Below are 11,696 nucleotides of genomic sequence, written 5' to 3' on the forward strand. Positions count from 1 at the left end.
CCGATGCCGACGGACGGCGCCGGCGGCTGGGGCATCGGCTGGAGCACGGTCCTTCTCACCGCCCTGGCCTATCTGTCGGCCCTGTTCGCCATCGCCCACTGGGCCGACCGCCGCGCCGCGGCCGGGCGCAGCGTCATCGCCTCGCCCACCGTCTACGCCCTGTCGCTGGCGGTCTACTGCACGACCTGGACCTTCTACGGCTCGGTCGGGCGGGCGGCGACGCTGGGCATCGGCTTCCTGCCGGTCTATCTCGGCCCCACCCTGCTGATGCTGCTGGCCCCGCTGCTGCTGCGCAAGATCCTGCGCATCGCCAAGGCCCACCGCATCACCTCCATCGCCGACTTCCTGGCCAGCCGCTACGGCCACAGCCCGCTGCTGGGCGGGTTGGTGGCGCTGACCGCCACCGTCGGCGTCACCCCCTACATCGCGCTGCAACTGAAGGCGGTCGCCGTCAGCTTCGATGCGCTGACCGGCGGCAACGGGCTGGACACGCTGGGGCCGCCCTTCCGCGACCACGGCTTCCTGATCGCTGCGGTGATGGCGCTGTTCGCCATCGTCTTCGGCGCCCGCCAGATCGACGCGGCGGAGCACCATCCCGGCATGGTCGCGGCCATCGCCTTCGAATCGCTGGTGAAGCTGGTCGCCTTCCTGGCGGTCGGGCTGTTCGTGGTCTGGGGGCTGCATGGCGGGCTGGCGCCCCTGTTCGAGGCCGCCGCCGCCCACCCCGACCTCGCCCGGCTGTTCGAGAGCGCGCCGGCCCTGGGCGATGGCGGCGGCAGCGGCGGCGGCGCCTGGATCACCACCACCCTGCTGGCGGCGGCGGCGATGCTGTGCCTGCCGCGCCAGTTCCAGGTGATGGTGATCGAGACGGTGGACGAGCGGCACCTCGACCGCGCGGTCTGGCTGTTCCCGCTCTACCTGCTGCTGATCAACCTGTTCGTGCTGCCGGTGGCGCTGGCCGGGCTGCTGCGCTTCGGTCCCGGGCTGGACCCCGACCTGTTCGTGGTGGCGCTGCCGCTGCACGGCGGGGCGGCGTGGCTGGCGCTGCTGGCCTTCCTGGGTGGGTTGTCGGCGGCGGCCGGGATGATCGTCGTCGAGTCGGTGGCGCTGTCGACCATGCTGTGCAACGACTTGGTGATGCCGGTGCTGCTGCGGGCACGGCCGGCCGCCCTGGCGCGCTCGGCCGACCTGACGCCGCTGCTGCTGGCGGTCCGCCGCGTCGCCATCGTGGCGATCCTGCTGTTCGGCTACGGCTATTTCCGGCTGGCCGGCTCGGCCTACGCGCTGGTGTCGATCGGGCTGATCTCCTTCGCGGCGGTGGCGCAGTTCGCCCCGGCGCTGATCGGCGGGCTGTACTGGCGCGGCGCCACCCGCCGCGGCGCCATCGGCGCGGTCGCCGCCGGCACGCTGGTCTGGGCCTACACGCTGCTGCTGCCCAGCTTCGCCCGGTCGGGCTGGCTGCCGGCCTCCTTCATCGCCGACGGGCCGTGGGGCGTCGCGGCGCTGCGCCCCTACGCCCTGTTCGGGCTGTCCGGGCTCGACCCGCTGGCCCACGCGCTGTTCTGGAGCGCGCTCGCCAACGTCGGCGCCTACGTCGCCCTGTCGCTGTTCGACCGTCCCGACGCGGCCGAGCGGGCGCAGGCCGCCGCCTTCGTCGACGTGTTCGTCCCCGCCGGTGAGGCCGCCGGACACCTCTCCTCCCCATCGGCCCCCTCCCCGTCCACCGACTGGCGCAGCGCCGCCAGCGTCGGCGACCTCACCCGCGTGGTCGCCCGTTTCCTCGGCCCCCAGCGCGCCGAGCAGGCCTTCGCCGGCGCCGACCCGGACGAGCCGGCGGGGGCGGAGCGGCTGCGGCTGGCCGAACGGCTGCTGGCCGGCGCCATCGGCGGCGCGTCGGCCCGGGTGGCGCTGGCCTCGTCGGTGTCGGCCGGCGCGGTCGAGGCGGCCGAGCTGCTGCGCATGCTGGACGAGACCAGCGACGTCATCGCCCACAGCCGCCAACTGGAACAGAAGACCGCCGAGCTGGAGCGCGCCACCGACGCGCTGCGCGCCGCCAACGAACGGCTGACCGAGCTGGACCGGCTGAAAGACGATTTCCTGTCCACCGTCACCCACGAGCTGCGCACCCCGCTGACCTCGATTCGCGCCTTCAGCGAGATCCTGCACGACGACCCCGGCCTCGACCCCGACCAGCGGCAGGAGTTCCTGGCCGTCATCATCAAGGAGAGCGAGCGGCTGACCCGCCTGATCAACCAGGTGCTGGACATGGCGAAGATCGAGGCCGGCGCGCTCGATTGGCGGATCGAGGCGATCGACCCGGCGCAGGCGCTGACCCAGGCGGTCGCCGCGACCGAGGGGCTGTTCCTGGAACGCGGCATCGCGCTGGCGGTCGACCTGCCCGACCGGCTGCCGCCGGTGCGGGGCGACGAGGACCGGGTGATCCAGGTCGTGGTCAACCTGCTGTCCAACGCCGCGAAATTCACGCCGTCCGGCGGCCGGACGGTGCTGGCGGCGCGGGTGCGGGACGGCGCGCTGCGGGTGACGGTGACCGACACCGGCCCCGGCGTGGCGCCGAAGGACCGCGCCCTGGTGTTCGACCGCTTCCGTCAGGCCGGCGACCCCCTGACCGGCAAACCGGCCGGAACCGGGCTCGGTCTGGCCATCAGCAAGCGCATCGTCGAACATCTGGGCGGTCGCATCGGTGTCGAGAGTGGTACGGCCCCCGGCGCCACCTTCTGGTTCACCTTGCCGTTGGTGCAGCAACCGGCACCACACGGCTTTGTCGAATGAACCCGCGCTAGGCGACCCACAAGCGGCTCGCCCTGGCGCAATCCCGTGCTATCCTGCCGACCGCCGGTCCATCGGATGGAAAGGGGACACACGTCTTGCGGTCAGGCCCAGCCTTTCGGCCACAGGTTCCCACAACTCACAGGGTATCAAGCGCCACGATGCTTCCCGTCGGCGCGATCCACCCCTATGGTGGATCGCACGGGTCCGGCGGTGGCCGGCGCGCGGCATGGCGCGGCGGCACGGACCCGGCGGGGCAGCCCGCCGGTCGGTCGGATGGGCGGTAGGAAGGCCGGGATGGGCAAGATACTGGTGGTCGACGACGAGCGGGACGTCGAGACGCTGATCATGCAGCGCTTCCGCCGCGCCGTCCGGGCCGGCGAGCTGGAGTTCCTGTTCGCCCATGACGGGCAGGAGGCGCTGGCCACCCTGCGGGCGCAGCCCGACATCGAGATGGTGCTGAGCGACATCAACATGCCCGGGATGGACGGGCTGACCCTGCTCGACCATCTGCCCCAGGTGAACGCCGACATCCGCGCGGTGATGGTGTCGGCCTATGGCGACCTCGGCAACGTGCGCGCGGCGATGAACCGCGGCGCCTTCGACTTCATCATCAAGCCGATCGACTTCTCCGACCTCGAAGCCACCATCCACAAGACGCTGGAAGCCAGCCGGACCGTCCGCCGCCTGCGCGACGCGCTGCAGGAGACGCGGACGGCGGAGGCGGCGTCGCGCGCCCAGACCACCCGCCTGCGCCGGGTGCTGGATGGCAGCCCGATCGGCGTGGCGATCATCACCGAAGCCGGCGAACTGCTCTATTACAACCATCGCTGCGTCGATCTGTTCGGCATCCCGCAGGACGCGATGCACCAGCATTGCGCCCCGACCCTGTTCCGCTACGTCACGGAACGGCTGCCGGCGCCGCCGCGGCCGGCCATGGCGACGGTCGCGGCGGCTGACGAGCCGCGGCCCGACGGCGTCATCCCGACCGACGAGATCCGCTTCGTCCGCGACGACGGCCGCACGGTGTGGATGGCGATGTCGTTCGACCACACCACCTACGAAAACCAGCCCGTCTACATCGTCTGGCTCTACGACATCACCGAACGCAAGGTCCAGGCGGAGGCGCTGCGTGCGGCCAAGGATTCGGCCGAACAGGCGCTGGCCGACCTGGAGCGCATGCAATCCGACCTGATCCGCGCCGAGAAGATGGCGGTGATCGGCCAGTTGATCGCCGCCGTCGCCCACGAGATCAACACCCCCGTCGGCATCGCGCTGACCGCCGCCACCCATCTGCAGACGGCGTCGGAGTCGATCATCATGACCTTCCGCGGCGGGCAACTGCGCAAGAGCGACTTCCAGGACTATGTCGGCACCGCCAGCGAGGTGTCGACGCTGCTGGTCGCCAACATCGAACGCGCCGCCGCCCTGATCCAGAGCCTGAAGCTGGTGACGGAGGGCAAGGCGAGTTCGCCCCGCAGCCGCTTCGACCTGCGCGACTATCTGTCCGACATCGTGCTGGCGGTGCAGGTGCAGCCGGCGGCGGCCGGTCACGAGCTGGCGCTGGACTGCCCGGACGGATTGGCGCTCGACACCTACCCCGGGGCGTTGACCGAGGTGCTGCTGGCCCTGCTGACCAACGCCTTCGCCCACGCCTTCGAGCCGGAACCGGTCGCGGCCATCGCCGCCGGCGAGGACGGCAATCCGGACGGGTTGCCGACCGACGGACGACGTCGCCCCGCCGGACGGGTCACCGTGTCGGTCCAGATGCTGGGCGATGAACGGGTGGAACTGCGGATCGCCGACAATGGCCGCGGCATTCCGGCGGACATCCAGCCGCGGCTGTTCCAGCCCTTCACCACCACCCGGCGCGGCGCGGGCAGCATGGGGCTGGGGCTGTACGCCGTGTTCAATCTGGTGACCGGCAAGCTGGGCGGCGAGATCGACATCGACAGCGAGGTCGGGCGCGGGACGACCGTGATCCTGCGGCTGCCGCTGGACGCGCCCTGACCCCCCTGACCGCCCGCCCGACAAGGACGACCCAGAGGGACGATCCACATGGACGAAAAGACCAAGCTGCTCCTATCCCTGCCTCCGCTGTCATCCTATTCGTCCCCGGACGAAGCCGTGGCGGCGTCGGTGGACCGGGCGCGGCTCTACCACGACCAGCTCGTCGCCGCGATGCCGGGCCTGATCGTCCACCGCGATGGCGTCATCCTTCATTGCAGCAGCACGCTGGCCCGCCTGCTGGGCTATGAGTCGGCGGAACAGGTGCTGGCCCTGCCGGGTGTCATGGAGCTGGTCCCGGAGGACGCCCGACTGGCGGAGCGCGACGCCTATGCCCGCTGCCTGCAGGGGCCGACCCAGTCGCAAGCGCGCCGGATCAAGCGTCACCGCGCCGACACCAGCATCCAGTGGTTCGACCAACTGCTGGAGCCGGTGGACTGGGGCGGCGCCCCCGCGGTGATGGAAATGCTGACCCAGATGCGCCCGCAGGCCGCCAACGCCGAAGTGCCGCATCAGGAACAGCTGTTGCAGGCGGCGATCGACGCCATGCCCAACGGCGTGTTGATGCTGGACCGGAACCTGAAGCTGGAAGGAGCCAACAGCGAGTATTTCCGACTGTGGGACTATCCGCCCGGCTTGTTCCCGCCCGGTACCCCCGTCGCCGAAACGCTCTATTACAACCACCGGCGCGGCGATTACGGCGACGTCCCCTGCGAGGAGACGGTGGCGGAACTGTGCACCCGCTTCCTGGTGAAGGGAGTCATCAATTCCGAACGCCAGGTGCCCACCAACGGCCGTATCCTGGATATCCGCACCGCTCCGCGCGCCGACGGCGGCTATGTCATCACCCACCACGACATCACCGACCGCAAGCGCATCGAGGACGAGCTGCGCCAAGCCAAGGAGCGCGCCGAAGCAATCCTGAAGGAGCTGCGCGAGACCCAGCAGCAACTGATCGTTCAGGAAAAGATGGCGTCGCTCGGCCAATTGACCGCCGGCATCGCCCATGAATTGAAGAACCCGCTGAATTTCGTCAACAACTTCGCCGAACTGTCGGGTGAGCTGCTTGACGAACTGCTGGAACTGCTGGGGCCGCTGAACGACCATCTGGATGATGCGGTCCGCGTCGAGGTGGACGAGTTGGTCGACAGCCTGCAGAGCAACCTGCGCAAGATCTCCGACCATGGCCGGCGCGCCGACAACATCGTCAAGAGCATGCTGGCCCATTCGCGGGGCGGCGGCGGCGAATGGCAAACCACCGACCTGAACATGCTGGTCGAAGAGGCGCTGACGCTGTCCTACCACGCGGTGCGCGCCCAGGACCGGGCCTTCAACGCGACCTTGAGTTGCCGATTGGACCCGGGGGTGGGCGAGGTCAAGCTGGTGCCGCAGGACATGTCGCGCGTCCTGGTGAACCTGTTCACCAACAGCTTCTACGCGGTGCGCAAGCGCCAGTTGCTCTCCGACGACCCCACCTATGAGCCGCGACTGATTGTCGCCACTCATACGAGTGATTCGGAGGTCTCCATCGGAATTCGCGACAATGGCGTCGGCATGCCCCCCGCCGTAATCGAGAAACTGTTCACCCCATTCTTCACGACCAAGCCCACCGGCGAAGGAACCGGCTTAGGCCTTTCGCTGAGCTATGACATCGTGGTACATCAACATCGTGGTCGTTTCGACGTATCCAGCGTTGAAAACGAGCATGCCGAGTTCACCATCACGCTGCCACGCACGGTGACGGCGGTGTCGTTAGGGGAGCGCCGCAAGACATGACCTTGGGAATCCTCGTCGTCGATGACGAACCGGATATCGAGGATCTGTTCCGCCAGCGCTTCCGGGCCGAGTTGCGCCGCGGGGAACTCGCGCTTCACTTCGCCGCATCGGCGGAAGAGGCGCTGGAGAGCTTGAGCGCCGGGTTGCAACCTGAGGCGGTTCTTGTCCTCAGCGATATCAATATGCCCGGCATGAGCGGGCTCGATCTTTTGCAACGTCTGCGCGCGGACGATCCGGCGGTTCCGGTCATCATGGTCACCGCCTATGGCGACACCGAAAACCGCCGGCGCGCGCTGGACAGCGGCGCCACCGATCTGGTGACCAAGCCGGTCGATTTTGTCGCCCTGAAGAAACTGGTTCAAAGCGTCATCGAGCGGAAGAACGCGGCCTGAGCCGCGGCCTCTTTTCCCGCCCCGCACGCCGGCCGACCGCGATCATCCGCCACAGACGACCGCGATGTCGCTCAGTTCCGGCCGCGCGCCGTGCGAGCAGGATGGACAGTCGGGATCGGCCGCCACCGCGATCTCGTTGAATTCACCCCGCAGGCCGTCATACAGCAGCAGGCGGCCGGCCAGTGGCTCACCCAGGCCCAGCAGCAGCTTGATCGTCTCGGCGGCCATGATGGTGCCGATCACGCCGGGCAGCACGCCCAGCACGCCGGCCTCGGCACAGGACGGGGCGTATTCGGCCGGCGGCGGCTCCGGGAACAGGCAGCGGTAGCAGGGGCGTGCGCCCGGAGCACCGCCGAACACCGAAACCTGTCCCTCGAACCGGAAGATGGCGCCATAGACGTTGGGCACACCCAGCCGCAGGCAGGCGTCATTGACCAGATAGCGGGTCGGCAGATTGTCGGACCCGTCGACCACCACGTCGTGACCGGCCAGCAGGTCCAGCACGTTGGCCGCCTCCAGCCGCGTGTCGTGCGACACCACCTCGATGGTCGGGTTGAGGTCGAGCAGGGCGGCGCGCCCGCTCTCCACCTTGCGCTGGCCCAGCCGGCTCTCGGCGTGCAGGATTTGGCGCTGGAGATTGCTGCGCTCCACCCGGTCGTCGTCGATCAGGGTCAGGCGCCCGACCCCGGCGGCGGCCAGATACAGCGCGATGGGCGAGCCCAGGCCACCGGCGCCGATCAGGGCGACGCGACTGCGCAGCAGCTTGTGCTGCCCGGCTTCCCCCACCTCTGGCATGGTCAGGTGGCGGCGGTAGCGCTCGCGCTGGGCGGCGTCGAGCTGCGGCGGCACCTCCACCGGCAGGCCGGCGGCCTTCCAGGCGGAAAATCCGCCGGCGACCGAGCGCACATCCTCATAGCCCAACCGCAGCAGATCCTCCGCCGCGAACAGCGACCGGGTGCCGCCGGCGCACATCAGCAGGACGGGAAGCGCCGGATCGGGCGCCTTTTCCTCGATCCGCAGTTCCAGAAAACCGCGCGGCAGGCGCAACGCCCCGGCCGGGGTGCCGGTCGCCGTCTCCTCGTCCTCGCGGACATCGACCAGCCGCGCGCCGCCGCGCTGCAGGGCGAGGGCATCGACGGCGGTCACTTCCGGAATGCGGGCGCGCAGGTCGGACAGACGCCGGTCCTTCAGGCTCATGACACGAAGCTCCTCAACCGCCCGCCAGGGCAACCATCAGGGTCAGGGTGGCGCCGGCCGGCACCGCCGCTTCCAGCCCGCCGAGCCGCCGCACATCGTCACGGCCGAGATAGACGTTCACGAAGCGGCGCAGATCGCCCTCGGCGGTGAACAGCCGGTCACGGAACGCCTCTTGCCCGGCGGTCAGCGCCGACAGCGCCTCGCGCACGGTGGCGCCGGGCACCGTCACCTGGTCGCGCCCGCCGACGAAGCCGCGCAGCGGCGTCGGCATACGGATGGTCACGTCTGGGTTGGTCACGTCTGCATCTCCTCTTCCGGCACGGGATCCTTCGGCGCCGGCTGCGGGATCAGCGCCGCTTCCACCTCGGCCGCCAACTGGCGGAACAGGTCGCGCACCTGCTTGGCCCGCATCAGGTCGATGCGCAGGTCGAGCAGATCCTTGAAGCCGTATTCATACGCCCAGGCGTCGGCTGGCGCATCCATCCGGCAGGCGGTGTTGGCGAGATGATCGGCCAGCAACTGCTCGACCGTCTCCTTCGGCTGGCGGCTGGCGTCGCCGAAATGCAGCTCCATCACCCGCTCGACCAGCGCGGCGGCGACGGCAGTCGACTCGTAGAGTCCGCGCAGGCGCAGTTCGTTCAGCACCGGCTTGGTCGTCCGCGCCAGGAAGCGGCGCGGAATCAGCCAGAGCCGCATCGCCCGCTCGATGGCCAGCTCGGTCATCAACTCGCTGAATTCGGCGTCGGTCAGGTCGTTGCGGCGGCACCAGTCGGCCAGCGCCTCGGCCCCCACGAGCCTGCGCATGGCGCAGAAGCGCTGTGTCTCGGCCCGCACCGCCGCCTCGTCCACCGTGACGCCCATCACCTCCGCGAACTGGCGGATCAGCAAACGGCCGAGGGCCGCGTTGTTGATCTCCGCGAAGTCCGCCCGGTGCAGCGCGGCGTGAGTCGCGATCTCGGACAACGGCACGCTGTTGCCGCCATGGCAGACGCGGCGATCGCGCTCATACAGCACGTCGAAATAGTGCGAGGCGTTGAAATCGAAGGGGGCCAGCCGCGGCGGGGTGATCAGGCTGGCGAGATGGCCCAGCAACGCCTCCGCATCGCGACGCTTCTGGTCGACGGCCCCGGTTTCCAGGAAGCGCTCCAGCCGCTCCGTCTCCTCCGCCGTCAGACGGGCTTCGGCAAAGATGCGGTCGCGGGTGCGCTCGGTGAAGTACAGGCTCTTGGCGGCGGCGATCACCCGGTCATGCAGGGGCTGGTCCACCACGCCGGCGGCCAAGGCCGCGGCCATGCTGGCGCGCAGGTTCACCAACGGCTCCGACAGCGGGAACCAGCCGTCGTCCGGCCCGGCATGGGCCAGCGCCACCTCGTCGTCGCCGGTCAGGCGCCCGTCGACATAGCCGCGCGCCACTTCGCCGACCGGCACCATACCGAAGGGATGGCACTCGGCCGCCCGCAGCGCCCCCATGCTGGAAGAGCCGTAGACCGCCACGCCCTTGTGCAAAGCGAAGAGGATTTCCTTGTGCCACACCGACAGCGACTGTCCGAACACCCCGTCGATCAGCGCGATCACGTCGGGACGGTGGATGGTCATGGCGCTGATGATGTCGGCCTGGGCCGCCGGCGGCAAATAAACCGCGTCCGGCAGGATGGCGCGGGCATCGTCCACCGGCATGGTCGGGCCAAGGAACACACAGATCTTCATGCAAACGATCCCATTTGGGGCGAATGCGCCGGCGACGCCTGGGAGACATGCGCCTTCAGCGCCTCGGCGAAGGCCAGCGGCCGGGCACCCGGAGTGTAGAAGTCGAACTGGTAGCCTTCCAGCCCCGGCACCAGCACCCGCACCACCGGAATGCCGATTTCCGGCAGCGTCAGGTCGAAGACCAGAGCCTGCTCGATTCCGGCGCGGCGCAGCACGGTCAGCAGGATCGTGATGTCACCCTCGAAGGTCGGGGTGGCGTGGTTGAGATGGCGGCGGCCGTCGATGGTGACCGGCGTCGCCTCCAGCGCCGCGATCTCGGCGCTGCCGTCGGCATTCTGGTTGCGGATCAGGTCGCGGCGGAAGAAGTCGTCGCGTGATCCGGCGATCAGCACCAGACGCGACTGCACCGCCTCGGTCAGGGCGCGGCACATGGCGACCGCCGGTTCCAGATGGCTGCCGTAACCGCGGTTCATGCCGGTCTTGCGCATGTCGCGGTCATAGACCATCGCCATGTAACTGGGCACGCCCATGTCGGTGGTGACGTCGAACAGCAGCGGGCAAATGCCGGCCAGATCGAACCGGTGCAGCAGATCGCGCACGGTCGGCGCGTCGATGCTGTCCAGGTTGACCCGCGGCGTCGGCCAGCCCAGCGCATCGCCGGCGTAGCGCCAGCAGGCGACCGAATCGCGTTCGATCACTTCATAAAGGCCGGAGGCGACGGCTTCCAGAATGTGGTTGCCGCTGGCCAGCCCGTTGGTGCCCATGGCGTAGAAGCTGCGCGCGCCCGGCTTGGTCCCGGCCGGCATACTGTGCAGCCCGACCGAGGTCCAGGGAGCGGCGACCGGACGGCCGCTCATCAAATCCCAGCCCCAGGTCCAGATCTCCGGCCGGTCGGGGCGGAAAGAGCCGTGCTTGGTCCCGCCCAGCCGGTCGATCGGAATGCGCCCGTCGGCCGGCAGATCGTTCCAGGCCGCTTCGACGTGGGGCAGCCGCAGATGTTCGGCGTGGTGGAACTCGATCGCCTCCATCGCGGCGGAGACGGTGGCGGCCGCCAGGCTGAACCCCTTGCCGGCGCTGCCGGACAGGGTCGGGCTGTTCGGCCGGTGACCAATGACCGTGTGGATGCCCAGACGGTCCAGGCCCGTCACGTCGGCCAAGCGGGTGATGCCACAGCGGGCGAAATGGGGCGAAATGCGGGCCAGGGTCTCTTCCGGCGTCGCGGTGCGATGGGTGCCGATGAAGAAGCGCTTGGTCGCGCGGTGGACGGTGTCGCCCAGACGAATGCCGGGAAACTCCGGATGGACGGTGTCGGGCGATGCGCTGTCAGCCATGGGATGGGTCAGGACTCGCGGCTCCGGCCGGATCGGGTGGATGGATCGCTGCTCTGCAGAACGGATAGCGGGGCCGGCCCTCTCGCGAAAGAGAAGGCCGGCCCCTGACCGATTACGCCTCGGCCGTGGAATCGTCGCTCGGTGCCGCCGGGCCGGGCGCGGCGGACGCCGAAGCGGCCGGAGTCGCCGACGCGGATTGTGCCGCGGCGGACGTGGCCGACGCCGACTGCGCCGCCGCCGAGAACGCCGAAGCCGGGGCCGCAACCGCCGAGAAGGCGGGTGCCGGCACCGCAGACGCCGACTGCGCCGCCGCCGAGAACGCCGAGGCCGGAGCCGCTACCGCCGAGAAGGCCGGCGCCGGCACCGCAGACGCCGACTGCGCCGCCGCCGAGAACGCCGAGGCCGGGGCCGCGACCGCCGAGAAGGCCGGCGCCGGAACTGCCGACGCCGATTGCGCCGCCGCCGAGAACGCCGAGGCCGGAGCCGCTACCGCCGAGAA

General features: G+C 69.8%; 9 protein-coding genes. 5 read left to right on the forward strand and 4 right to left on the reverse strand.

From position 1 onward, the window contains the following. Positions 1 to 3 precede the first annotated feature (3 nt). The 4 genes from TSO352_RS02455 to TSO352_RS02470 all read left to right on the forward strand — a co-directional run bounded on the left by TSO352_RS02455 (position 4) and on the right by TSO352_RS02470 (position 6,962). On the forward strand, positions 4 to 2,790 hold the full coding sequence (locus TSO352_RS02455; RefSeq protein WP_109105797.1) for a sensor histidine kinase: 2,787 nt from the start codon (positions 4 to 6) through the stop codon (positions 2,788 to 2,790). 294 nt (positions 2,791 to 3,084) lie between these two features. After that, entirely contained in the window at positions 3,085 to 4,797 is a 1,713-nt protein-coding gene (locus TSO352_RS02460) for an ATP-binding protein (RefSeq protein WP_109105798.1), read from the forward strand. 48 nt (positions 4,798 to 4,845) lie between these two features. Beyond that, positions 4,846 to 6,570 (forward strand): PAS domain-containing sensor histidine kinase, encoded by a 1,725-nt coding sequence (locus tag TSO352_RS02465; protein WP_109105799.1) that lies wholly within the window; start codon positions 4,846 to 4,848, stop codon positions 6,568 to 6,570. Further along, positions 6,567 to 6,962, forward strand: coding sequence for a response regulator (locus TSO352_RS02470; RefSeq protein WP_109105800.1), 396 nt, complete (start codon positions 6,567 to 6,569; stop codon positions 6,960 to 6,962). The genes TSO352_RS02465 and TSO352_RS02470 overlap by 4 nt, the downstream gene beginning before the upstream one ends. A gap of 42 nt (positions 6,963 to 7,004) precedes the next feature. On the opposite strand, the gene moeB is transcribed toward TSO352_RS02470, so the two are convergent. From moeB to TSO352_RS02490, 4 genes are read right to left on the reverse strand one after another with little or no spacing between them, the layout of a single operon-like run. Beyond that, positions 7,005 to 8,159, reverse strand: coding sequence for a molybdopterin-synthase adenylyltransferase MoeB (gene moeB, locus TSO352_RS02475; RefSeq protein ID WP_109105801.1), 1,155 nt, complete (start codon positions 8,157 to 8,159; stop codon positions 7,005 to 7,007). A gap of 13 nt (positions 8,160 to 8,172) precedes the next feature. Continuing rightward, positions 8,173 to 8,457 (reverse strand): MoaD/ThiS family protein, encoded by a 285-nt coding sequence (locus tag TSO352_RS02480; RefSeq protein ID WP_247871856.1) that lies wholly within the window; start codon positions 8,455 to 8,457, stop codon positions 8,173 to 8,175. Continuing rightward, positions 8,454 to 9,866: a TfuA-like protein gene (locus TSO352_RS02485; protein ID WP_109105803.1), complete on the reverse strand. Its 1,413-nt coding sequence runs from the start codon at positions 9,864 to 9,866 to the stop codon at positions 8,454 to 8,456. The genes TSO352_RS02480 and TSO352_RS02485 overlap by 4 nt, the downstream gene beginning before the upstream one ends. Continuing rightward, positions 9,863 to 11,197 carry a YcaO-like family protein gene (locus TSO352_RS02490; protein WP_109105804.1) on the reverse strand — a complete coding sequence of 445 codons (1,335 nt, stop codon included), beginning with the start codon at positions 11,195 to 11,197 and terminating at the stop codon, positions 9,863 to 9,865. Before TSO352_RS02490 ends, TSO352_RS02485 begins: the two co-directional genes overlap by 4 nt. Positions 11,198 to 11,322: 125 nt before the next feature. On the opposite strand from TSO352_RS02490, the gene TSO352_RS02495 reads away from it, so the two are divergent. Next, positions 11,323 to 11,696: hypothetical protein (locus TSO352_RS02495; protein WP_199231459.1), on the forward strand; the 374-nt coding region annotated here is incomplete at its 3' end.

The sequence above is a fragment of the Azospirillum sp. TSO35-2 genome (assembly GCF_003116095.1).
Lineage (GTDB): Bacteria > Pseudomonadota > Alphaproteobacteria > Azospirillales > Azospirillaceae > Azospirillum.